Genomic DNA, 23,758 nt, shown 5'->3' on the forward strand with positions numbered 1-23,758 from the left:
TTACAGGGAGCGGGTCGCGCCGGTCAGTTCGAGCTGATCGGCGGCTTGAGGGTAGTTGGCGATGAGGTAGTCCCAGGCGGAACGGTACACGTTCCACGCCAGGGCATCCCCGTCCCACTTGTATTTGCCGAAGCCGGCCATGTTGGCGCACCGCTTGATGGTTTCCTTCCAGACCTTGGTGTTGCCCCGGATGCCCACCACGTCCGACGGCGAAGGCCCGGCCGAACGGTCGTCACCGGCCACAACCTGGCGCACGGCGGCGGCGATAGCGGCCTTGAAGCCATACGGCAGGTAGTCGCTGGCCGGGTCTTTCCCCTGCCAGTCGAACCACGGCGAGGCCGCGCGCATGAACGCGGTGGCCTGTTCGATCACCTCCGGCTCGGTGCTGCCGGTCAGCGCCGCCTTCAGGTCATCCAGCGAAACCGTCTTCTCGATCTGCTTCTGCACCCAGAGGTCGAAGTCGTCGAGGTCGGCCACGGTCAGCTTCAGGCCGTTGGCCGTGGCGAACTCTCGCAGGGCGTCATGCCGAGCGGTGGAATCCTCGTTGCTGGCTCGGCGCGTCACCGGCGTGTCGCTGGGCACCACAAACTTCCCATCGTCGAACGACCGGATGATGGCCTTCTGGGCATCGAAGATGCGGCGCTTCACTTCGGACTTGTCCGCGTCCGCCGGCGAGATAGCGAAGGGGAAATGCGGCTGCGGCAGCCGGTAATCGTGGGTGCTGTATGCCGCCAGGGCTTCCACCTTGCGGCGCTGCGCCACCTCGGGCACTACCGAGTTGAAGCCGTTTTCGACGGTGCCAGAGGCGTTGATGGTGTCCTCGATCTGGGCCGCGTCCGTCAGGCAGGCGTCGTAGCCGGCCGTGCCCTGGTAGAACCACTCGCCGGCCATGACGGCGGCCGTGTTCGCGGCCAGCGGGGTGCCGTCAAGGCTGCGGCCGAAGGCGCCAGGACGGCTGCTTTCCAGTTTCAGCACCGCCAAGCCGTCGGGCACGCGCACGAAGGTTCCGTGGATGAGCGGCTTACCGTTGTAGATGATTCCCTCGCCGCGCGCGATGGCATCAGCCACGCCGGCCGGGTAGCCGCCGGACTCCCCGGCTTGACGCGCGAACGCGGCCTTGGCCTCGTCGATCATCGACCGGGCCATATCCACCTCGGCCTGCCATTCGTTGCCGATGGGGCCGCCCTCGATGACGTTCAGCCCGAAGGACGGATACGACCGGCCCAACAGCATGGATTCGATGTCGTCGTCCTTCTGCTTCTTCCCGCCGCGCACTGCGGCAAAGAAGCTGTCCAAGGTGGCCGGCTCCGAGGTCGAGCCGCCGGCGCGCCATTCCGTGCGGAACAGGGTTGCGGACTGCTCGATCTGCCGGCGCAGGCCGCCGACGCTCGCCATCAGCTCGGCCAGCAGGCTTTCGTTCTTGGCGACGGCGGTTGCCGTGGCCTTCGGATTGCTGATGCGGTCGCGCAGCTTCTCGGCCTGCTTCTCCAGCCCCCACAGGCCGATGATCTTGCGGATGACGAAGCTGGCCGCCGTCTGGTTGTCGTTCAGGAAGGCGTTTTGCTTGCGAATCGTGTCCAGGTTAATCATCTGCCGGTCGCGGTTGCTCGACGCGCGCGCGGCGGCCTCCTTGGCGGCGATGGTGTCCTGCATCCGGCGCATGGCGTCGGCGTCGCCCACCACGTCAATCAGGGCCTCCATCTGCTCCTTGGACAGGCCGCCGGTGACGGCCACGCTGTCGGAGCCGTTCACGTCCATGACCTGCCCAATCCAATCGGCCTTCTTGTTCACCATCGCCCGCTTGCTGGTGTCGAAAGTGCCGTCGGCGTCGTAGTAGTAGACGCTCACGCGCGCGGTCAGGTTGCCCTGGCGCACGCCGCGCCCGTTGCGCTGCTCCAGGCTGTCCGGCGTCCAGCCGATGGTCAGATGATGGATGGCCTGGGTTCCCTTCTGGAGGTTGATGCCCACCTCGGCCTTCTCGTTGGCGATGACGGTCTGGTACTTGTTGTCCTCGCCGGTGCCGTTGAACCCATCCTGCACGGCCAGGATTTCGTCGGGCGTGTTGTTGGTGCGGCCCGTGATGATGGCGATGGCGGACGACGGTACGCCGGCGCGACGGGTCAGCAGGCGCTTGATCTTGTTGTGCAGCGGCAGGATGTCGCAGAACACGATCTGCTTGACGATGGGCGAACGCTGGCCGTCGGCGTCGATGCCGCGCGGGCTGGCCTGCTCATGCTGAAAGTTTTCGAGCATGGCGGCCAGCTTCGGCGGCACGGACACGTCCAGATCAAGGCCCAGCTTCTCCGCGATGGCCTCGAACGCGCTCTGCACATCCGGGTTGATGGTGTCGAGCACCACGCGGCTGCCGTCGATGGCCTTGGCGCGAACCTCGATCTTCAGCAACTCGGTTTCGTTGCCGCCGGAATCCTTGACCGTCTTGTGGCCGACGATGGCCGTTTCGTCGGTCATGGGGCTGGGCCTGGGGCGTTCTTCGGTGAATTTCCGGGCGTTGAACTGCTCAATGGCCGCCTTGGCCTTGTCGGCCTGGGTGGGAAGGTAGCTGTAGAAGGTGGCGCGCTGGTCGAGTTCGGGGTCGGCGATCAGCAGCGTCATCTTGTTGATGAGGTTGAACGGGTGCCCGATGAGGTTCAGTTCCTCGCCGAAGTGCTGCGCCACCTGCGCGTAGGCTTCCGGGTCGCCACGGTTCGGCGACTTCTCCGAAATCTCGTCGATGGCGTAGCGGAACGCGCTCTTGTAGAGCTTCAGGCGCTCCACCACGTCGGGCGGCAGCACCACGGGCGCGGCCTTTTCCTCGCGGTCGGGCACCGCGATCTGCTCGCCCACGTCCTCGGCGCTCTTGATCGTCGCCACCTCGCCGATGGCCTTGCGCAGCACGCCGACGTTGTTCAGGCCGACGAACACGTCCGTGGCGCGCGCCACGCCGTCCATCGTCACGTCGTCCTGGTTCTCCTTGGCGCACATCATCTCCATGAAGTCGTCGGCACCACGGATGCCCAGGCAAACGTCATTCACGCGCTCATGGCCGACGGCCAGCGACAGCATCGCGTAGATTTCCAGCGGGCTATTGGTGATTGGCGTGGCGGTCAGCACCATCACGCCGTCTTTCAGCTCGGACTTGCCCCGGATGAACCACGCCTTGGCCTGGGCGTCGATGCCGCGCCGGGATGCCGGCGACAGGGACAGGAACTTGGCACCCTTGAAATCCACCGTCTGGGCGGAGTTCTTGAAGACGTGCCCCTCGTCGAAAACGATGCTATCGACGCCCATGTCCTCCAGGTACGGCGCGCCGCCGCGCTTGTTGGACAACACGGACAGCAGGCCGGCCTGCTTGCTCTTGGCCCGCTCGTCCTCCTTCTTGTCCATGCTCTCGGCGAAACTGGCGTCCGCCTGGCGCATGAACGCCTCGTAGGCGCCGATGGTTTCGTCGCGCAAACGGATGCGCTCGAAGGCTTCCAGCGTCATGAACACCTTGCTGTGCCGGTTCTCCATCACGGCCGTCAGGTCGGCGTCGAAGTTGGTGGCGCTGATGGTGGCCTTGCCATCCTTGCCCACGCGCAGACCCACGAACAGGCAATCGTCCGTGCTCGCGTAGGCGCGGGCAGCTTCCTTGCGCCAGTTCGACAGCACCGAATTGGGCACCACGAAAAAGGTCTTGGACTTGACGCCGATGCTCTGGGCGTACTGGGTGGCCGCCAGCGCCGTGAAGGTCTTGCCCAGGCCCACGCCGAAGCCGTTGATGCCGCCGAACTCGCGGCTGGTCTTGCGCACGTAGGCGTTCTGGTAGCCGTGCAGCGTCAGGCCGTCGTTCATGCCGGGGATGGGCATGGGTGCCTCATCCTCGACCTGGCGGAAACGCAGCTTCGCAGGGTCGGCCGCCACCGCCTCCAGACGCGCGACGATGGGGCGATTGCCGCGCACCCAGCCGTTGAACTGCTCGTTGGCGGTATTCACCATCCGGCGCAGCTCTTGAAGCGCCTTGGCGTCGTCCATGCCCAGCTTCACGCCGCCCAGTGTGATCGTGCCATTCTTCAGGTAGTCGCCGATGCGGTTCAGCAGCTTCTCGCGGTCGGTCAGGTTGCTGCCCGGCACGTCGATGTCCACGCGCTTCTCGCCCGTGCGCTCGTCGTAGATGACGGCGGCCGACGGATGCACGAACCGGCGCAGGAACTCGGCCTTTTCCTCCAGGGTGACATGCGGGCTGAACAGGTTGAAGGTCAGCTTCGACACATCCACCTTGTCGATGCGCGCGCCGGCGTCGAGCTTCTGGCGCAACAGCTTGGCCCGGATGTCGTCGCTGGCCGCGCTGGCAATGTCCGCATCCACGCGCCGCAGGAACTCGGCGTAGTTGCCCACGTAGTAGTCGTCGGCGCGCGTGACGCTCTTGCCGTCCGGCGACAGGCACCAGGTCGGGTCTGCGTAGGGGTCGAAGCCATCGCCGTAGATGCCCTTGGCGTCCTCCAGGCTCACCCAGGCGGATTTCGTCTTGTAGCGCAGGCCCTCGAAACTGGCGTCGGCCGTGATTTCGACCGTCGGGGCCTGCTGCTGCACGTCGCCGCGCCAGACAGCGGAAAGCCCCGTCTTCTTCTGGTAATGGTTGCCGATCAGCACCAGGCCATCGCGCAGCTTGCCCCCGAGCGCCGCCGGGCGCTTCTTCGCCGTGGTGGAGACGCGCTGCATGGCGTCGGTCAGCGCCGGGTATTCCTCGGCGAAGTTCACCCCGGTTTCCTCGCCCAGGCGCTCTTGCAGCACCTGCGCGGCGGCCATACCGACCACGCCGGCATTCCAGAACTGGGCGCGGTCGCCTTCGTCCTTCAGGTGCCGAATTTCGGTCATCGCACCGCGCAGCCAGTCGGGAATGTCAAGCGACTGCGAGGTTTCAATCATGTAATCGACGCACCGCTCGGCGTCGGCCCACTGGATGCGGCCCTCGAAGGCCGCGTAGGGCGTCGTCAGCTTGCCCACCAGCTCGGCCATGCTGGCGCTGTCCTCGCCGCTCGCCATCGGCACCCAGCGGCCATCCTGCATTTGCAGGGTCTGGCCGGCCTGGGTGATGGTGTCGCCGTCGCGGTAGGTGATGGGCGTGGTTTCGACCGTGCCCAGCATGTCCCAATCCACGCGGGAGCCGGGAAACTTCTTCAGCATCCGGGCGATTTCGGCGATGGGTTGGGTAGTCGTCACGCGATCAACGTCACGGAACTTGTTGGGGTCTTTGGGCACGAACTCGCCCAGGATGAACCGCTTACCTTCGCCATCGAAGTAGCGCCCCTCGACGAAGGGCTGCCACTGCGCGTTGGCGTCGATCAGGGCCTTGGGCGACTGTTCGCGCAGCTCGGCGATCTTGTCCAGCGCCTCCCGGCCATACTTGCGGAAAGCGATCACGTCGGTCATGGTGTCGGCGCTGGCCGTGCCGAACACCGAGTTCGGCAGGCGGTAGGCGCCCAGGAACTCGGCCATGTAGCTGGCCTTGACGCGCAGCTCTTCCTCCTTGCCGCCCTTGCCGGAGACGCAGCGCGGCGGCGTGATGAACACGGCCAGGCCGCCCGGCTTCAGCTTCTCCAGCGTGCGCAGGATGAAGTAGTTTTGCAGCGGCTCCTTCTGGTATCGTCCGTCCAGCAGTTGGTTTCCGCCCCGGTCGGCAACGCCGCCGAACGGCACGTTCGTGACAACGGCGTCGTACTGCTCGTCGGGCGTAGCAGCGGCCACGCGCTCGAAGGGCGCCACGGTGGCGGTGTAGCCAGGGCCGGCATTCACCAGGCCGTTGATGCGGCCGGAGGTTTCGTTCAGCTCCACGGCGTCGATGGCCGCGTTCAGCGGCGCGGTGGCGCCGAAGATGCCGACGCCGGCGCACGGGTCGAGCACCTTTCCGCCGGCAAAGCCCAATTCGGCCATCAAGCCCCAAATACCCTCTGCGATGGGCTTGGGGGTGTAATACTCGTAGGCGCTGCCCTTCTTGCCGTCGGCCCCGATCAGCGCGCCGCCGGTGCCGGAATACTTCGCCAGCGTCAGCTTTTCCTCGGGAGACAGCCGGGCAGCATCGACCTCGCCGGCGTCGATGCGCTTCAGCAGCGCCATCGCGGCGGCATTGTCCTTCTTGCGCTGTGCGGGTTTGCGGTTCGGGTCGAACTCGTAATACTGCGCGGTTTGGTTGCGTGGAGCCTGCGGTTCGTCCTCGCCCTGGGGTTGCGGCTCGGTCGGCGTCGTCGCCACCGGCACCAGGTTCGGGCCGGCCGCCGGCGGGGTCGCCTTCGGCTGCGGCGCGGCAGCGCCCAGCGCAACGCGAATCTGGTTCGCGCGCGCCACCAGCTTCAGCCGCTTGACGGCGGCCAGCGGGCCGTCGCCCGCGTCCTTCAGCCCGGCCTTGATGCGGGCCAGTTCGCCCACCAATTTCAGGCGGGCCAGCGCGCCACCAGCGGCCACGTCGTCGAGGGAGATACGGTTCTGCATGATCTTCGCTTTCCTTACGCGAGGCTGGAGGTGGCGGCCATCATGGCGGCCTGGTAGGCGGTGACGGCCTGCTCGAACAGGGCCACCAGCTCGGCGTCATTCTGGTTGCGGGTGTAGGCGGCCTCCAGGTCGTCGGCCAGCTCGGGGGCCAGGATGTCGGCCACCGTGCCGTCTATCACGGACTGGAACAGGGCGCGGTCGGCGTCCTTCTGCGAGTCGGACTGGCTTTCACCGGCACCGCGCTTGGCGGCTTCGGCATCCACCAGAGCAACAGCCGCGCCGGCGTCGGCCGTCCGGCCAATTTCGGTAGCCGCGCCCGTGATGCCACCGCTGAAGCCAACGGTGAGGCGCACGATGAAGCCGTCATCCGTCACCCGGACGTTGAACTGGAGTTTCTTGTCTCCAGCCGACACCGCGCGCACATAGTCGTTGTTCAACACGCGGCGGAACCCGGCCGCGATCAGCTCGGGAATGTCCTGCGGGGCGTCGGGTGGCGCCACTGCTGCCGGCGCGGCAGACTGCGGCACCAGCGTGGTTTGACCTTCCGAGCCGGGAAGAATGGCCTCCACCAGCGGCTCGCCGAGCTGGGCCTCGACCTTGGCGCGCAGCTCGTCGGACAGGATTACCTCGTCCCCATCGACTGGGAACATGAAGTAAGGCAGTCCGCCCTTGATGTTCAGCCGCGCCAGCGTGCGCGACTGAACGGCAGCCAGGGCAGCCGCTACAAGGTCGGCGTCGACGCCACCGGCACCAGGTTCGGGCCGGCCGCCGGCGGGGTCGCCTTCGGCTGCGGCCACCTCGGCCTGGGCCTGGGTCTTGACGGCTTCGGCGATGGCCTTGCCGTCGGCAGCGGTGGATTCCGTGGTGACGTTCGGTTCAATCATGATCTGCGCGCCCCCGACATTGACCCAGCCGTGGGGCGAAATCTCGACCTTCAGGCTCTTGCCGCCATAGGCGATGCTGGTGTTGATGACCAGGTTTGCATCCACCTCGGCGTCCTGCACGGCCACCCCGAGAATCGAGGCAGCCTGCTTCACGGCCAGATACCCGGCGTCGCGCTTGTAGATGCCCGGCGCTTCCGGGTCGTTGCCGGCGTAAGGAACCGCCGGCGCGGGCGCGGCGGCATCGCGCATGGAGAACAGCGCATCGACCATCAGCACCGCGTCGTCGTCCGAATACATCGCGCGCGTGCCCGACGGAAACACCACGCGCGCGTCGCCGGTGGCGCCGACATACACCATCGCCTTGCCGTCGTCGGCAATGTCGATGCGGCCGATGACCTCGCCGGCCAGCTTGATCGTGCCGACGTGCTCGGTGCCATCCAGGGACGGCACCGCGTCCAGCGCGGCCTGCTGCCCCAGGAACGAACGCAGCGACGCCAGCAGCGCCTTGACGGGCGGCTCGTTGGTGCTGTCCAGCGTGACGGCTTCGGCCTCGAAGGTGCCCCCGATGTCTTCCTCGCTGGGGGCGTAGTCGGCCTCGGTCAGCGTGGCGATAGCTTCACGGATGCTCTTGGCCGTCTCCGTTTCGAGGCCGGCCTGCAAGATGTCGCCCTCGGCCCGGTTGATCGGGGCGTTGTTCTCGACCACCGCCAGGCTGGCCTCCAGCGAGGCCACGGCATGGCCCACATCATCCAGGGCGGCCAGGGCCTTGTCCCATTCGACGGTCGCGCCGTGGCGCTTCACCGCCTCGTCCATCGCCTTCGCGGTGACGAACGGCGAGTAGTCAGCCTTGTCCAGGGATTCGTGCAGCCACAGCTTGAAGCCGTCTGTCGCGCTCTCGAACGGGTAAGCCGCATCCACGGCTGCAATCTTGTCGGCGTCGCCCTGGGCCTCGGCGGCCTTGGGTTCGACCGCGCCCACCAGCTCCAGTGCCTGGCGCAGTCCGCCGAAGGCGATGGCCGCCTTCAGGAAGTTGGTGAAGGTGCGGTTGTTCACGAACACTAGGTCGGTGCCCTTTTCCAGGCCATAGACCGTTGCCGCGCCGCGCTTGAAGGAACCCACCGTGTCATAGCCGCCGGCCACCTGGCCCAACAGGTACTGCTGGCCGTCCGACACGATGCCGGTGCCGTTGTTGCGCACGTTCATGGCCTTCAGGGCGTCCCAGGCGTCCTTGACCTTGCTCTCGCGCTGGCGCACCAGCCAAGCCGCATCCTTCGCGGCGTCCATCTCGGAGCGCTTCTCCGGGGTGATGCCCGCCCACTCGTCGATCTGCCGGCCGCGCTCGCGCTGGGTCTTCGCCAACTTCACGCCGGTGGCGCGCTCGAAAATCTCCATGCTGGCCTTGTTGCTGTCGCTGCCGACGCCAGCCAGGATTTCGCGCAGGCCGTCGGCGTCCTTCGCCTCGATCTGCTGCACGACACGGGCCACCCAACCCTCGCCGCGCTGGCCGATGTCGATGCCGTTCTTGCGGAACACGGCGCGCGCTACGTCCGCCAGCGGAGCACCCTCGGGCAGAGCCGCCAGCTCGGCCTTGCCGGCCTCGATCAGCTTTTCCTTGGCGATGGCCTGAATCTTGTCCGTGGCCGCGCGATAGGCGTCCATCGCGTCGCCCTGGGCCTTGAATCCGGGGCTGTCAGTGACACTCGCCAAGCGGTCGTCCCAGGACTTGATGCCAACGGCCTCCAGGGCGTCGCGGGCCTTCACGATGGGGCGGTCGCTGTTCGCCGCGTCGCGCAGCTTCTGCATTTCGGCGGCGGCGCTGGCCGTGTCAGTGATGCCATCCCAGTTGATCGCGGCCACGGCGGCGTTGATCTGCGCCGCTTCCTCACCCCACGACTTGAAATAGGCGTCGATCAGTGCCTGTTCGTCGGGTTGCGGCGGCTCTTCCAGCGCAGCCGCCAGGGCGTCGGCTTCCTCGTCCGTGGTCGGGCCGCTGGCGTCCTCGGCAACGGTGTAGCCGGCGTCGCGGATTTGCTGGATGACGGCCTCGGTGTGAGCCGCCAGAATCTTGCCGCCCTCGCTGCCCTGGGTAGCGTTCATGGTGCGCCACGCCTTTTCACCCTCCGGGGTGTTGGGCAAGAACGTGGTGAAAAGCCCGTCGGCGCTGCGGCGGTAGCTCAGGTCGGGCACGACGGCGGCAGGGGCGGCAGCCGGAGCCGGATTCGCATAGCCGTTGGCGGCCTGGCGCTCCGCCACCCACGCCTCGACGCGCTCGTTCAGTTCGCGCGCCACGTCGGCCGGCTCGCGGTCGCGGCCGTCGATGTCGAAAAGCTGGTCGTCGCCGAAGATCGCCGCGATGTACCGCTTGCGCTCGTCGAAACGGTAGCCGGCGTAAATCTTCCGCGTGCCGTCCGGCACCATCTGGCCGCCCAGCGGGCCAACGCCAGGGAACGCCTTGACCACGCTGTCATTGCCCGTGTCTTCCCAGCCGTAGGAATCGACCAGGGCCTTCAGGGTCTGCTCTGAATAGTGCGGCCCATCCTCGGTAGCGGGCGCCGCCGGCGTCACTCCGTTGGCGATGTCGCGCAGGCGCTGTACCTCGACCGCTTGGTTGTCGATCTGGGCAGCCAGGGCCTCCTTGGTCTGCCCCGTCTTGGGGTCGGTGCCGCCGTTCTGGGTGGCGCGCAGGTAGGCGTCCTGCAAGGTACTGACCTGCTGCACCGCGTCGGCGTAGGCGCGGTTCTTCTTGTTCTGGGCGTCCTCGGCATCGACCTTCGCCACTTCCAGCTCGTGCTGGGCGGCAGCCAGTTCGGCCTCCAGTCCGGCGATTTCGTCCTTCAGGCCCTGGATGGCGCCCATGCGCTCGGCGCGCTTCGCGTTGAGCCGCTGGAAGGCGGGGCTATTCTTCTCGGCCAGGCGCATGATGCGCCGCGCCACCTCACGGATGTTCAGGTCGGCGCCGCGCTCGGGTGCCACCACGATGGTGATGTCCTTCTTGTTGAGCAGCCACTTCCACGAAATCACCTCGTCGGTGGGCGCCATCTTGCCGGGCGTCACGTCCGGGTTGTGGAAGAAGATGGAGACGGTCTGGCCGTCGGACAGCTCGAAGATGGCCGCCACGTTGGCGACGCCGCGCTGCTTGAACGGTTCCGTGATCTGCATGGCGACGGGCTTCACCTTGTCCCCGGCGCGCTCCATGACGCCGCGCAGCAGCTCCATCTTGCGCTCCAGCTTCGCATAGGGCGACACCAGCGCGTCGAAGGCCAGCAGGCCCTCCGCGTCCTCGGTGATTTCCTGGGCCGTCACGGCATCCATCAGCAGGCCCTCGCCAGCGTCCGCGCAGCGGATTTCGTACAGGACGTGATCGAGGGTGTTGTCATAGGGCAGCGCGTCGCTGTTCCACTGAACTTTTCGGGTCATGGTTTCCAGTCCTTCATGAGGGAGGTTGTCGGCGCGGAGCGGGCGGCGCAGGTCGCCGTTCTTGAGCCACCACTTGAGTTGAGAAATCGAGGCTGGCACCAGGCTGGCGAGGCCCTTCCAGCCGCGCTCGTAGCTGTCCTGGTAGGCCCGGCGGGCCGTGTCCTCGTCGGGGAAGGCGAGCATTACCTTGTGTTCGTCGAAGCGGCCGCCCACGTTCTGGTTGATGACGTAGGCCGTCTCGCTTTGCGGGTAGAAGCCGATGAAACAATCCACGGCGTCGTCGTCGGCGCCTTTCGTGCCGCTGATGTAGCCGTAGTGGGCTGCCATGCGGCTTGCCCACCGCTTGCCGGTCTTGGCGTCAATGCCCGTGCGATAGCTGCCTCGCGGCTGTTCGATGGCGAGGGGCAGGCCGTAGAGATTGGCCCGGCCCACCTTGTAGTTGCCTGCGATGCACTGCGCCTCGGTGGGTTCGGGAATCGTGTTGTTCCCGAAGGCCCCGCCGTGCGCGGCATTCTCGATGTGGAGAAAGGTGGAATCGCTCATGCAGGGCATGGTATGGCCCGGCCTGGAGCGGAAATCGGGGCGTTTTCCGCCCTATTGGGGCGGAGCTTCGGCCTCTATCTCGTCGGCCCACTCGCGGGCGATTCCGGCCGCCCCCACCATCTCGCGGCCGTGTTGCGTCATGCGCCCGTTGAAGCCACCGAAGTAGTCCATCGCCGCGCCCAGGGATTCCATGTCGGCGGCCACGGCACGCAGGCGCGCGACGATTTCGGCAGGCGTCATCAAGCGGCCGCCGGTGCAGCGGTGCCCTTGATGGCCTCGATCTGGCTGCGCACCTCGGCGATGGCGGCCTTCAGGGCGTCGCGCTTCTCGGTGAGCACCTGTTCCATCTTCGGCGCGGCGGTGCGGATGCCTGCCGGCGGGCGCGCCTGGGCGGCGGCCAGCAGTTTCTGGAAGCGGGAACGGCCCGCGTCCATCGCCTGCACGATTTCGGCGATGGCCTTCACATGGTCGTCCTGGTTCTTGATCGGCAGCACCTTGCCGTTGAGCAGCACCTGGAAGATGTCGCCCGATTGCTTGATACGCAGCACGACCTGCTGCGAGTCGGCGAAGGTCAGTGCCATTTCCCGGTAGGTAATGCCCGACGAACGCTTCACCGCCGTGGGCACGTCCTGCTGGACGACGTTCGCGCCGGCGCGCGAGAAGTAGCGGGCGGCCTGCTTGGCCGCCTTGTCCTTGGCCGACAGGTCTTCAAAGCTGAAAAGCAGGTTCTTCATGGTGGCGTCTTTCCCAGGGGCGATCTAACTGCGTGCATTGTGGAACCAGGCAGGCCCACTTCCGCGCTGGGTTTTCCGATGGTCAGCCGCCGGCGAACACGTCGCCCGAGCCGCTGGCGACGGCGCTCCCGCACGCAACCGAATCGCCGATACGGCCGAGCGGCTTCCCATTCACGAATACCGTTCCCGAGCCGGCAGCCAGGGCCGAGTCATGGCACGTTGGGCCGCAGCAATGGGACTGCCAGTGATCACCCTGGCGGTGCGCGCCCAGGCCATTGATGAACACGTCCTCGGACGCCTGATCGTTCGCGCGCGCGGGGAAGCATCCGTGGCCGGTGCAGGTGTCTCCGAATCTAGCGGCGGCGGGCATTGACGGCCTCCTTGAGTGCGTCGCGGCCAGGGTCGAAGTTGGCCCAGACGCGCAGGATGAAATCGGCGGTGAAGTCCTGGGCGGCCCCGGTCAGGGCATCAGCGCAGTGCGCCGTCACGCGCAGCGTCCAATCCTTCGTGTTGGCCGGGTTGGGCACGAAACGGATTACCTCGTCGGCCTCGGCTGGCAAGTCGGCGAACGCCGCGCAGTGCCCGGTGACGCCCTTGATCTGGTACTCGATGTCCAGCGGCGGAAATACGCCGGCCAGAGCCTTCGGCGCCGACGCGGTGACGCCGGCGGCGTCGGCCTGGACGAGCAGGCCCGGCAGCGGCTCCAGCCCGACGACCTCGCAGCTATACCCCGTCACCGTCAGCAGCGCCTCGGCATCGGCGGCCGTGATCGGGCCTTCTGTCCAAACCTCGTCGGCCTGCACGTCATGCCAGGGCACGGTAGCCGGGTCGGGCGTCCAGGTCAGGGGCATGTCAGTTCAGGTCGATGCGCGGGCCGCGAATGGCGATGCCACCCTGGGTCAGCACGATTTCGGACGGCCCGACGGCCAGGCGCATGGTGCCGTCGGCCAGCAACTCGATGTTCCGATGGTGCCAGCGCCGCCAGTCTGCCGAGTTGCCCGCCTGCGGGTTCCGGTATCCGGTGATGACCGGGTAGCGCGGGTCGCCGCCCACGAAGGCAATCCAGACGGTATCGCCGGCCAGCATCTCGATTTCGGTGGTGTTCGCTCCCGCGCGCGACTTGTCCCCGATGGGGTATTCGATTTCCGCCTCGGGCAACACGTCGGCGCCATCAGTCAGGCCCGGAATCTCGACACGGCACGTCCGCCTAGCCTGGCTGTAGCTGCGCACGATGGCCGGGTATCGGCCGGGCATGAGGCCGTATTCCATCATTCCTCCAGTGCGCCCAGCCAGAGCCGGGTATAGGTGTCGCTGGCGCCGCCGTCGTCGGTGCCGCTGCCGAAGACGTGCGCGGCCGTGACGACCACCAGCTTTTCGCCACCAGTAAAGGTGATCAGGTCGCCCGCGCCGATGCGGCCGTCGTAGTCGATACGCACGGTCTTCCGATGCACCAGGCAGCGCGTCATGTTGCGCAGGCGCTGGGCATCCTTGAATGGGGCGTAACGCACCGTGCGCGGCTTCTCGCGGTTGCCGAACACGGCAGCGCCGTTGGCGTCCAGGGAGAAGAACCAGGGAACCTCGTGGCGCTCCAGAAAGCCCCCATCCACGTCGTCGGATGCGTTATCGGGCAGCGTCTTGACGGGCGACTGCTTGAACAGATCGGGCAGCCGGACGAACTGGAGTCGGCCCGTCTTCCAGCGCACCACGCCGCCTTCCTCTTGCAGCACGCGAGCAATGTGGAAGGTCGGCGTCTCGCCCACGGGACAGTAAAAGCGCGGCACGGGGAAATCGGCATCCACCGCCTTGATCGTGGCGCCGGCGGCCTTGTAGATCGCCGACAGGGCCGCGCTTTCCTTGATGATGGCGCGGCTGCGCACGTAGGCAACACCAAGGCAAGAATCCAGCAGCGCCGTGATGCGGTAGCCCGCCATCTCGCGCTCGCCTTGCGCGCTGCGCTCGGCCACGCGCACGGACTTGACGATGTGCAGCGCGTCGCCACTGCTGATGGAGAGGGTTTGCCCTTCGGCCAGGGCCTTGTCTAGGCTGGCGTCACCAGCCCGAATGTCCGCTTCCAGCGTCATCGGCACCGGCGCCAGGTCGGAGCGGAGCACGGCGGACTTGATGAGGTCGCCGCGAATTTGCTTGCCGTCGGCGAGGAAGAGAATCACGGCCCACCCCTACACGGTGATGATGGGCTGGCAGAAGGCCCTATGCGGCATGTCGGCCTCGGCCTGGGCGACTTCGGCCGCGATTTCGCTGGCCGAGCGGCCGAACGGGTCGATGCCCATGCCGCGCGAGGCTTCGAGCTGCAAGGCCGTCTCCCGCTCCGCGTAGAGCATGAAGAGGGGCCGAATCAGCGCCCATTCGGACGTGGTGATGTTGGTGTCGCCGTCGATGTCGGGCACGGGGTCGGCGCCCTCGTGCGCGCGCAATGCGGCGAACCCGGCATAGATCCGGGTCGCCGCGACGGCCTGCGCCAGCACCGTTTCATCGTCCAGCAGGTTGCCGGCCGGCCGCTCTTGCGTGGCGAAGGTCTGCGCCAGGTCGGCCAGCTTCGCCATTACCGGTAGTCGCCCGAGTTGCCGGCGATGATTTCGCCGAAGTAGTGGTAGAACAGCGTGCCACTGAAGGTCAGCGGCTGCGAGCGGTTCTCCCAGTCGCGGTCAGGCACGTCCATCTGAATGAACGCATCGACGATGCGCTTGGCGCGCAGGAACTTCTGGGGCGTGCCCTCGTAAATCTTGGCGTTGAAGGTGGCGCCGCCGCTGGCGTAGGTGCCCCCGCGCGTGATGAGGTTGACCAGCATCTGGTCGATATTGCCGGCAATCGTCTCGAACATGGAGATTTGCCCTTGCTGGGCAACCTTCAGTTGCTGCGGCTGCCACATCGTGGCGCCAAGCGGCGTCGGGATTTCGATTTCACCTGCCGAAGACAGCTCGGGCCACGGTGCCTGCTTGCACAGCAGGAAATTGCCTTCAAAGCCTTCAATCTCGAAGGTGAAGTCACTGGAAATGACCTTGGCGCCCATGGCGCGGGTCTGGTCATAGAAGCCCTTGAGATAGGCGGCATTGGAAACAGTCATTTCGTGTCCTTTCGGTTCGGTGTGATGGGATTCACCCCTGCACTTTATGGCCCGGCTGTCGCGTTTCCTGGCCCAGTTTTCCGGCTGCCGGCAGGGATGGCAGCCGTTTCGCCGGCCAGCCGGCTACTTGTGCGGCGGGGTCGGTTCGACCGTCACCGTGCCCGGCGAAACCGCGAACTGCCGCACCTCGGCGTTCGTGCGTTGGGACTCGCCCGTGGTGCCGAACCAGAACGCGAGCACCTGCTTCAGTTCGTTGAACCAGTAGCCCACGATGGTGCCGATGGTCAGGCTCGCCGTGGCGTCGCGCAGCAGCGTGTCGGCCATGCCGGAGAACACGAAAAACACGATTCCGCCGGCACCCAGCAACAACAGGACGGTGATGGACGGGCGCACCCAGTCTTTGGGCTGCTGCGCGGCCAGCTTGCGCGCGCTGTCGCGGTCGGACGCCTCGGCTGCGTACTGCGCGGCGGCAGCTTGCAGGCGGTTCTGTTCCGCGCTCACGGCGAGTTGCTGGAGCTGCACCTTGGAATTGACCTCCAGCTCCTTGAGCTTGACGGCCGCGTCCGGGTCGCCCAGCAGCGCGGTGGAAACCGCGTCGGGCGTGGCATCCGTGCCCAGCGCCGTAGCAACAAGGCTGCCCACGGCGGCGCCGGCCGGCCCGCCCAGGATGCCGCCCAGGATGGGGGCCGCCTTACCGACGACCCCAGCAACGTCTTTCCAGTCCATTACGCATCCTCCGCCGCATATTTCAGGTTGCCCACCACCCGCCGCGCCCAGCCCTTGCCGAACGTCGGCCAGGTCGAGAGCTTCGTGTAGAAGTCCAGGCGCTCCGCATTGAAGCGCGCGAGCACGTCCGTCACAGACATGGCGCGCACCGCTGCGAGCGTCACCGGGCCAATCGCGCCATCGTCAGCCACGCCTACGGCGCGCTGAAGGAAGCGGATGGCCTGGCCGATTCCATGATTCACGGCGGCATCGAACACCTGAAAGGCGACGGCCCCGTCGTACTGTTCCGCTTTGGCACGTCCCCAGTAGGCCACCCGGTAGATTTCCTTGGCCTGCTCGCGCGTCAGGTCGCGCATGGAGCCGGTGTAGCCAGCCTCGCGCGCGGTGCGCAGCGTGATGCCCCAGTTGGTTTCGCCGCCGGGGTCTTCCGGGTGGTTCACATAACCGCCCTCGTGCCCAATCAGGCGCTCGAACGCAATGTCGAAATTCATCATTTACCCCCAGAAATGTTCGAGACGATTCCGGCCCACACCGCAGCAGCCAGCGCTGCCGCTACCACGCCGATGAAGGCCAGGGTTCCGTGGTCGGCGATCTTGCGCAGTTTCCTGCCGAAGCGAAGATCGGCGCGGAATTCCTCGACACTCTCCGGCCTATCGACATCGACACCAAGAATGGCGAAGACCTTCTTCACTGCACGGTCTGCCGCACGGGCGGAAACAACATCGGTGGGCAAACAGTGCTCATCGTGCTGGGATGTTCTCTCGGTCATCGTGGAGTCCTCGCAATGGTCTTAGCGACGATGCCGCAGGCGCGGATAACGTCGTTAAGTCGGTTCACAATTGCCGCCTGCGTTTTCAATTCGGACTCCCTTCCTTTTTTCCAGTCGTCGAACGGCTTGCCCTCAAAGAATTTCCTGACCGTGCTTGGCTGCATTTGCAATGCGTCGGCCAGGGATGTTGAGGAATATAGGGTGAGGCTAGAGGCCAGATTCAGCAGGTTTTCCGACCAGTTCAAGCGCGACACGGGAGAGACAGGAACGTACCGGAAATCGGGCCGGCGGCAGGTTCGCTGCCGCCCCTCCTTTCGGCATAGCCACGATGCCGTCCTTGCTGAACTCGATCTTGAACAGGTGGTGCAGCTTCTCGCGGCCGGCGAAGTAGAGAGCCATCAGCGCGGAGAAGTCGCTTTCGGGGAAGGCGCTCATGATCTTCATGCGCGCCACCAGAAACTCGTCGAACGCGCCCTCCGCCAGGTCGGCGCCCGGCACGCTTTCGCCCGAGCGCACCATCTGCGCGGCCATCGCACCCAGAATCCAATGCAGTCGGCCAGACAGCGGATTGCCCGAGGCGTCCAGTACCTCGCCCGCCATGCGCTCGATGGATTCGGCCATCGAGCCGGTCAGGTGACGGATGCTCCAGGCATCGCCGCCTACCTCGCCCACCTCGACCTGCTGGGTCTGGGTCTGGATGTCGTTCGCGCCGTCCAGGTAGTCCGAATAGCGGCCCTCGCCCAGGGCGAAGTCAGGGCCGTCCTCGGCCGTGGCCGCCAGGTAGTGCGCCACGGCTAACATGCGCTCCTGCACCGTCCAGCCGGCCGGGTCGTCGATACCCTGCGCGGATTGGACAGCGGCGCGCAAGAACGCGGTGCATTCGGCCTCCGAGAAGTGCGCAGGCATCCCTGCGACGGCGACGGACTCGCTGATGGAAAGCTCGCGCAGTTGCACCGTCAGGCGTCGCGTGCGCAGCAGGGGAAAGTGAATCATCGGTGGGTGCTCCTACATGGAAACGACCGCCGAATTGCTCCAGTCCTTGCGGTCGAGCGCGGTCAGCGTGCAGAGAGTCATGGGGACGGCGAGCTGGACGAAGCGCCCATTCGCATCCACCGGGGAATTGAGCGGCATTCCGATGGACTCGATCACCAGCGGCGAGAAGATGCGGCCCTTGTATTTCAGGGCAATCCGGGTCGGGGCTTTCGACGGCATCAGTGCCTCGACATAGCCCATGTCGCCCTTGGCCGTCTCCGCCGCGCGCGCGAGCACGGAACCGTCTTTCGACAGCTCGATGGGCAAGGCCCACTCCATCAGCTTGTTGAACGGGGCCTCGACCTCGCTGGCAGTGTCGCGCCAGGCCCTGAACAAGACCGTCACCGTGATCTTGACGGGCGGCATCCCGTTGAACACCTGCGTGCTGTTCAGCTTCGTGATGCCAGTGCGCCCCTCGAACTGCTTGAGGAACTCGTTGGACTTCTGCTGCGCGGTGCCTTCCTTGGACTTGCCCATGACCGCATCGACCACAGGCTGGAGCGCGCCGGATTGCAGCATCGCCATCAGCGCCGGCGCCTTCGATTCCGGGCCGGCCTGCTCGAACGGGCTTTGCCAGTTGAGCACCATCTCCAGGTTGGCGTCGGTCAGAGGCGCCATGACCGCAATGGGGTCGGTCTTGCCCTCGATGCGATCCCAGGCGTCATCGCCCGTCTTCGCTACCTCGTAGAAGGTAGCGATCAGGTGCGGAGAAAGGCCGTCCCAGATGGAAGTCAGGGCGTTCGCGCCCAAGGTGGCCGCTTGGCCGATGGATGGAATGGTCGCCATATCGAAAAAAGGGCGCTACCGTCAACAGCACAGCAGCGCCCAAGTCCCCCTCGGAGCAGCGGTTACAGGCCAGCCTTGCGACGCAGGCGCATCGACTTCAGACGGCGCATCATGGCGCCGGCGGAATGGCTCTTCATGCGGGCCTTGCGGATGGCGAGCTTCTGCTTGGCCGACAGGCGCACGGTGCCAGAGACGCGCTTGTTGATACGCACCTTCTTCCCGCCGCGCACGGCCAGCGTCTTGCGATACACCGCGTCGAGCGCCGGGGCGTTGTCGTCGTCCGAGAACACGAAGCCGTCCAGCTCGGCGCCGGCCTCGTCGTCGCCATCCGGCAGCACAGAGGCCACCAGGTCGCGCACGCGGTCGGCCGCGTCATCGTCCCAGTCGTTCAGCAGCGCGCCGGCGTCTTCCTCGGTGACGCCAGCCTTGACCAGGTAATCCCAGGCTGAGTTGAGCGCCACTTCCAGCACGCCCTGTTCGTCCTCGGTGATGTCGCCGTCGTGGTTGGCGTCGGCGATGCCCACGAAGAGGGCCAGCAGGCGGTCGGAGTAGCTTTCGCCGTCGTCCAGGTCGTCGGTTTCCGCCCACTGCTGCACGGCCGCGATGGCCGACAGCGAGATGTCGCGGATGGTGTAGTCGTCGGCGCCGGACAGCGCCGGCGCGTCGCCGGTCGAGTCCAGCACCTTGACGGGTTCGCGGCGCTTCATCGCCCCGCGCAACAGTTCGCTCATGCTCATGTTGATGTCCTTCTCGGTGATGGGTTACTTGGTCAGCGTCTGGGTGACGAAGGTCTGGCGGTTCGTGCCGTCGTAGCGGAGCCAGTACGACACGTCCATCGCGTCATAGGGGCGCTGCTCGTTCGGGCGCACGTCGTAGGCCCAGGCCGCGCCGTTCATCTGCGGGTCGTTGGACGGTGCCAGCCAGCCGGACGCCTGCGCACCCTCGAACAGCGTGGTCAGGAAGTCCCGCATCTTCTTCACGGACACGTCCATCGGAAGTTGCAGGAAGTCCTTGGCCGCGCGCGTCACGGACTCGTCGATGCTGGTGGACATGTCCGCCACCGCGATCAGCTTCTTCAGGCTCGACTCGACCAGCGCGCAGGTCAGCGAATCGCGGAAAACGTAGCGGCCGCCGCCCGTGTAGGTTTCGTAGATGACCGGGTTGATCTTCGCCCGCGCCAGCAGGTTGAGTTCCTGATTGGTCGGCGAGTAGGTCTGCACGATGCGCGTGCGCTGGAGCGGCCATTCCCGGCCCGCGATGGGGTAGTTCTTCGGCGCGAAGCCCTTGGCGTTCTTCTGGGCGTTGCGGCCGCAGCCGTAGGCAATGTTCAGCGTCTCGGTGCCGAAGTAGCCGTGCGGGTTGATGCCGGTCGGGTCGTCGCTCTTCAGCGGCGCCCAGAAGGCGTGCATCAGGTGCGCGGTCTGGCTGGCACCCATGTTGAGCTGATTCACGAACGCGACGACCGCCTCCGGCGCCAGGTTGCCCGGAATGCCGAAACGGAGCTGGCGGTTCGTGTCGAACGCGAGCTGGGCGAGCTGCGCCAGCAGGGCCGGGGCCTGCGTGCCACCAGACGAGATGTAGGCGTAATCGAACTGCGTGTATTGCAGCTTGTCGCGCGCCGCCATGTAGTCCTGGGTGGTGTACGCCGTGCCGCCCTCGGTGAAGCACACCATCGTGCCGGACTTCGCCCACTTCTGCTGCCCGTTGGCGTCGTAGCCGTAGGCGACAGAATCGGAGTCGACCACGGCCGAGGCGCCGGTGACGCCCGTGGTGATTTCCACCGCGTCGGTCTGCGCCAGCGCCACGTCGGGCAGGTAGGCCGAGTTGCCATAGTCGTCCTTGGCGTCGTTTTTCAGCGAGCCGTAGAACTCGTACAGCAGGTTGCCATCCTTGTCGCGCAAGCGCAGGGTCAGCTTGTCGTTGTCGGCCGGCAGCCCGCCGGAGGTAACTTCCTCGGCACGGAACTCCAGCACGATGCCGTCGTTGAAGCATTCCAAGTGCTTGACGGCGAACAGGTACGGCGTGGCCGGCAGGTCTTCGGACACGGTGAAGGTGAAATTGCCGGTCGGGGCCGGGGTTTCGCCGGTGCTCATCTCGGCCGCCACGACGGCGTACTTGATGGTTGCGGCCGACGTGCTCAGACGCTGGACGATGGCTTGGTAGGCGCCCTTGTTCAGGGCTTCCACCACATGCACCCACGCCTCGTTGAGCGCGGACAGGCGCACCTGTTCGCCACTGCCCAGCTTCTTGAACACGTTGCCGCGATCAACGGCGAACGGCTTGTCGATGCGGCCACGGGTGGCCCGCATCATGATGGCGAACACCTGATCGGAGTTGTCGGTGGTCGGGATTTCGGAAGCGTCGCGCAGCGGGTTGAGCTGCACGCCGGATTCCGAACCCAGTTGTCGCACGAAAGCGGTACTCATGGCCTCTCCCCTCGATTAAGCGTTCGCGCCGGTGTCGGCGGCGCCGTCCGTGCCGTTGCTGGCGTCGGTGGCGGCCTCGGCGGGCGCGGCATCCAGCAGCGCGGCCAGGTCGGCCTTCTTGGCGTTGGCCGCGAACTCGATGCCCTTGGCCTTCAGCGCGTCCTTGAGCTGGTCGTAGGTCAGTCCATCGGACGGCTTCTTGGCGGTGTCGGTGCTGTCGCCGGCGGGCGCCCCGGTGTCGGCGGCGGCCACTTCCGAGATGGTCAGCGCCAGCTCGCAGCGGCTCAGTTCGGCGATCTGCTCGACGCTCGACGCCAGGCGCTGGAACAGATCAGCGTCGGCAATCACGACCGTTTTCTGGCTGTCCTTGGCGTTGGCGACGTGGCGAAGGAACAGGCCCTCGACCTCGGGAAACACTACGTCTTGGGGCATGTGGTTCTGCACCACCACCTTCAGGGGATAAGCGGCATCGGCGAAAACCTCGGATACGAGGTCGTTGGCGTCCTTCCCGGTCAGGGAAGGAGCGCCCAGTTCAACAGTGCGGGTCATGGCTCCATCCGTCCTTTACATGTTGGTGACGTTGATGAGGGCGAAGCCGCGCGCCGAGGGGTCGTGCGGATTCACAGCGGTGAAGTTGCGGGCGTAGAAACCGGCGCCCTGGCGCAGGTCGGCATTCACAGCCAGCGGGATGACGGTCGGCGGAACGGCGTCGCCCAGCACCACGGGGTTGCGCGTCACGTCCGTGGCGCGACCCACGGCCAGAATCTGGGCGCTGGTCGCGGTTTCGTTCAGGCCCTTGGGCGTGTAGTACACGTCGTACTGGCCGAACAGGCGGCCCAGGCGGTAGATGCCGGGGCGCGGCGCGATGCCGGAGGGCTGGAACAGGTTGCTGGGCAGGCCCAGGAACTGCGCGGCCACGCGCTTGGTGACGTACAGATGGGTGACGCCATGATTCATGGTGTCCTCGGCCATCTTCTGCGACACGACACTCAGCGGGTAGGCCAGCTCGGGCCACACGCCGAAGCGGCCGCTATCGACGTGCGTCTGCGCGGCGCCGAAGTCGAAGGTCGCGGTGTTCAGCGCGGCCAGGCGAACGCCCTTGCGCAGCACGTCGTAGTGGCGCTCGTTGGCGAACTGCGCCTGGATGGCGATGACGCTTTCGCTGTACGGGTCGAGGCCCAGTTCGTTCGCCATCTGCGTGCGGCTGTCGATGGTCTGGTGCGTGGTGACGCGCCACGGCTTGGCGAACAGCGAGAAGGTATTGACCGCCGAGATGATGGTCGGGGTCAGCTCGGGCGTGCGCTCGAAGTCGATGAAGCCTTCGACCACCACGGGCACGGTGGCCGGGAGGGCCGGGGTCGTGGTCAGCACATAGACGCCGGTGTCGGTGTTGATCGTGCCACCGATGGCGTAGCTGGTGCCGGCAACGATGATGGTGCCGGACACGGCCGAATTGCCGCTGCCGGCGGAATCGACCTCGCGGGCGGCCACGCGACCATCCACATAGACGATGCTGCGGCCGCGCAGCAGCTTCAGGGCAGCGGCGTCCTGGTCGCAGGTGTCGGCGGTGGCCTGGATGGCGGTGATCTTGCCCGCCACGGCGCCAGGGGTGGTTTCGCCAGCGGCGGCCGGCATGGAGGTATGCACGCGGCTGGAGCTGATGTAGGCGTCGCCGGAATCCACGCCGTCCAGCAGCGCGCCCTGGGCGTAGGAGCCGAAGGTGTTGCCGGCCTGGTGCGTCATGATCGCCAGGCGGGCCTCGTTGGAGCCGATGTCGGCAGGCAGATAGTGCGCGAACGGGATGGCCTCGCCCAGGGCGGCCAAAATCGCGACAACGGCGCGGTTCGGTTGCAGCGAAAGCTGGTCGTGGTGTGCCGAGGTGGCCGAGTCCAGGCTGAACTTGCGGCGGGCGCTTTCGGTCGTGGCGTAGGCGGAGTGCATCGCCAGCTCGATCACGTCGGCCGGGGCCGGAGTGCCGTGCTGGGCTTCATAGACGGCAACGCCGTCCAGAACAGCGCGAGTAACGAGAGCGGCCGCATCGTCGCCCTTCGCCTCGTCCAGCACGGTCTGGAGGGTTTCGGGCACCTTGACGCCCGTATTCTGGCTGGTGGCCGTCGCCAGGAAATCGGTGGCGGCAGCGGAATCGAAGGTGCCACCCTTGGTGGCGTTTTCCTTCAGAGAATCGACGAATTGGGCTACTTCGGCAGTCTCGCGCTTGAAGTAATCCTGATGGATGCGCTTGGTCATGGTTTCGTGTCCTTTCGGAGAAGTTCAAACACTGGAACGCCGGCTGGTAGCCGACTGCCAGCTATTCTCAAAGGGGCACGAAGGCGCCAGACGGCGCTTTTTCCGGGTTTGCTACCCGCCTTGCGCATCCTCGTAGTCGCCCGGCGTCACCAAGTCGAGATCGTTGCGGCGGTTGGTGATGTAGCGCGTCGTATAGGGCGGGATGTTGGACGTGGTTTCGATGCCGACAACCTCAAACGCCAGCTTGGGCGGTGTCGGCCCTGTTCCCAGCAGCAGGTACATCACGTCATGGTTGCGAACGTCGAACCAGTCCGGGTGCCCGGAGGGTTCTTCCGGCTCGATCAGGAACCGGAACTCGTCGCCGGAGCCGATGTTGGCATCCCCGCGCTTGACCATCGGCGCGGGCGCGAAGCCGCCATCCGCCGGCATGGCGTGGCCGTAACCGAGGAAGGTGTATTCGTACTGTTCCTCGTCCATCGAATCCAGCACGCCCAGGCCGCCCATCGTCGGCGCGCCGGCGACAGAATCCGGCGCCGTGCGGGTGATGGTCTTGCGATACACCTCGCAATTCATGGTGTTCGGGTGGTTCATGACGACGTTGCGCGCCATGCGGTTGATCCCGGTCGGTACGTTGTTCAGCATGGTTT

At 66.1% G+C, this 23,758-nt stretch carries 20 protein-coding genes and 1 pseudogene; all 21 read right to left on the reverse strand.

All coding sequences use genetic code 11. The features are described from left to right. Complete coding sequence (locus ACFO3A_RS00870) at window positions 1-6,465, reverse strand: hypothetical protein (RefSeq protein ID WP_377723114.1); 6,465 nt, start codon at window positions 6,463-6,465, stop codon at window positions 1-3. Window positions 6,466-6,479: 14 nt separating this feature from the next. Beyond that, a complete protein-coding gene (locus tag ACFO3A_RS00875) occupies window positions 6,480-10,766 on the reverse strand; it encodes a defense against restriction DarA-related protein (RefSeq protein ID WP_377723696.1) in 4,287 nt (1,428 codons plus the stop codon). A 72-nt stretch (window positions 10,767-10,838) separates the two neighbouring features. Beyond that, window positions 10,839-11,318 (reverse strand): annotated as a pseudogene (locus tag ACFO3A_RS00880) (hypothetical protein); the annotation flags it as partial. A gap of 42 nt (window positions 11,319-11,360) precedes the next feature. Continuing rightward, entirely contained in the window at window positions 11,361-11,549 is a 189-nt protein-coding gene (locus ACFO3A_RS00885) for a hypothetical protein (RefSeq protein ID WP_087778455.1), read from the reverse strand. After that, window positions 11,549-12,043, reverse strand: a complete 495-nt coding sequence (locus tag ACFO3A_RS00890) for a defense against restriction DarA-related protein (protein WP_087778457.1) — start codon at window positions 12,041-12,043, stop codon at window positions 11,549-11,551. Before ACFO3A_RS00890 ends, ACFO3A_RS00885 begins: the two co-directional genes overlap by 1 nt. Before the next feature lie 82 nt (window positions 12,044-12,125). Beyond that, on the reverse strand, window positions 12,126-12,413 hold the full coding sequence (locus ACFO3A_RS00895) for a PAAR domain-containing protein (protein WP_377723117.1): 288 nt from the start codon (window positions 12,411-12,413) through the stop codon (window positions 12,126-12,128). After that, window positions 12,397-12,894: a hypothetical protein gene (locus tag ACFO3A_RS00900; RefSeq protein WP_377723119.1), complete on the reverse strand. Its 498-nt coding sequence runs from the start codon at window positions 12,892-12,894 to the stop codon at window positions 12,397-12,399. Before ACFO3A_RS00900 ends, ACFO3A_RS00895 begins: the two co-directional genes overlap by 17 nt. A 1-nt stretch (window position 12,895) precedes the next feature. Next, on the reverse strand, window positions 12,896-13,297 hold the full coding sequence (locus tag ACFO3A_RS00905) for a hypothetical protein (RefSeq protein WP_377723121.1): 402 nt from the start codon (window positions 13,295-13,297) through the stop codon (window positions 12,896-12,898). A gap of 14 nt (window positions 13,298-13,311) precedes the next feature. Continuing rightward, complete coding sequence (locus tag ACFO3A_RS00910; protein WP_377723123.1) at window positions 13,312-14,211, reverse strand: hypothetical protein; 900 nt, start codon at window positions 14,209-14,211, stop codon at window positions 13,312-13,314. 9 nt (window positions 14,212-14,220) lie between these two features. Further along, complete coding sequence (locus ACFO3A_RS00915; protein ID WP_377723125.1) at window positions 14,221-14,604, reverse strand: hypothetical protein; 384 nt, start codon at window positions 14,602-14,604, stop codon at window positions 14,221-14,223. Next, a complete protein-coding gene (locus ACFO3A_RS00920; RefSeq protein ID WP_377723127.1) occupies window positions 14,604-15,125 on the reverse strand; it encodes a hypothetical protein in 522 nt (173 codons plus the stop codon). The genes ACFO3A_RS00915 and ACFO3A_RS00920 overlap by 1 nt, the downstream gene beginning before the upstream one ends. 123 nt (window positions 15,126-15,248) lie before the next feature. Next, window positions 15,249-15,851 carry a hypothetical protein gene (locus ACFO3A_RS00925; protein ID WP_377723129.1) on the reverse strand — a complete coding sequence of 201 codons (603 nt, stop codon included), beginning with the start codon at window positions 15,849-15,851 and terminating at the stop codon, window positions 15,249-15,251. Continuing rightward, window positions 15,851-16,345 (reverse strand): glycoside hydrolase family 108 protein, encoded by a 495-nt coding sequence (locus tag ACFO3A_RS00930; protein WP_377723132.1) that lies wholly within the window; start codon window positions 16,343-16,345, stop codon window positions 15,851-15,853. Before ACFO3A_RS00930 ends, ACFO3A_RS00925 begins: the two co-directional genes overlap by 1 nt. Beyond that, on the reverse strand, window positions 16,342-16,620 hold the full coding sequence (locus ACFO3A_RS00935; RefSeq protein ID WP_377723135.1) for a hypothetical protein: 279 nt from the start codon (window positions 16,618-16,620) through the stop codon (window positions 16,342-16,344). Before ACFO3A_RS00935 ends, ACFO3A_RS00930 begins: the two co-directional genes overlap by 4 nt. 207 nt (window positions 16,621-16,827) lie before the next feature. Next, the gene (locus tag ACFO3A_RS00940) at window positions 16,828-17,613 is read right to left on the reverse strand and encodes a hypothetical protein (RefSeq protein WP_377723137.1); all 786 of its coding nucleotides are present in this window, start codon (window positions 17,611-17,613) and stop codon (window positions 16,828-16,830) included. A gap of 12 nt (window positions 17,614-17,625) precedes the next feature. Then, on the reverse strand, window positions 17,626-18,438 hold the full coding sequence (locus ACFO3A_RS00945) for a hypothetical protein (protein WP_377723139.1): 813 nt from the start codon (window positions 18,436-18,438) through the stop codon (window positions 17,626-17,628). Window positions 18,439-18,500: 62 nt separating this feature from the next. Beyond that, window positions 18,501-19,175: a hypothetical protein gene (locus ACFO3A_RS00950; RefSeq protein ID WP_377723141.1), complete on the reverse strand. Its 675-nt coding sequence runs from the start codon at window positions 19,173-19,175 to the stop codon at window positions 18,501-18,503. A gap of 24 nt (window positions 19,176-19,199) precedes the next feature. Beyond that, window positions 19,200-20,864, reverse strand: a complete 1,665-nt coding sequence (locus ACFO3A_RS00955; protein ID WP_377723143.1) for a hypothetical protein — start codon at window positions 20,862-20,864, stop codon at window positions 19,200-19,202. A gap of 15 nt (window positions 20,865-20,879) precedes the next feature. Then, window positions 20,880-21,413 carry a HeH/LEM domain-containing protein gene (locus ACFO3A_RS00960; protein WP_377723144.1) on the reverse strand — a complete coding sequence of 178 codons (534 nt, stop codon included), beginning with the start codon at window positions 21,411-21,413 and terminating at the stop codon, window positions 20,880-20,882. A 15-nt stretch (window positions 21,414-21,428) separates the two neighbouring features. Next, complete coding sequence (locus tag ACFO3A_RS00965) at window positions 21,429-23,111, reverse strand: hypothetical protein (protein ID WP_377723146.1); 1,683 nt, start codon at window positions 23,109-23,111, stop codon at window positions 21,429-21,431. Window positions 23,112-23,222: 111 nt separating this feature from the next. After that, window positions 23,223-23,753 carry a hypothetical protein gene (locus tag ACFO3A_RS00970; protein WP_136346933.1) on the reverse strand — a complete coding sequence of 177 codons (531 nt, stop codon included), beginning with the start codon at window positions 23,751-23,753 and terminating at the stop codon, window positions 23,223-23,225. Window positions 23,754-23,758 lie beyond the last annotated feature (5 nt).

Source organism: Comamonas nitrativorans, from assembly GCF_042654765.1.
Lineage (GTDB): Bacteria > Pseudomonadota > Gammaproteobacteria > Burkholderiales > Burkholderiaceae_C > Comamonas > Comamonas nitrativorans.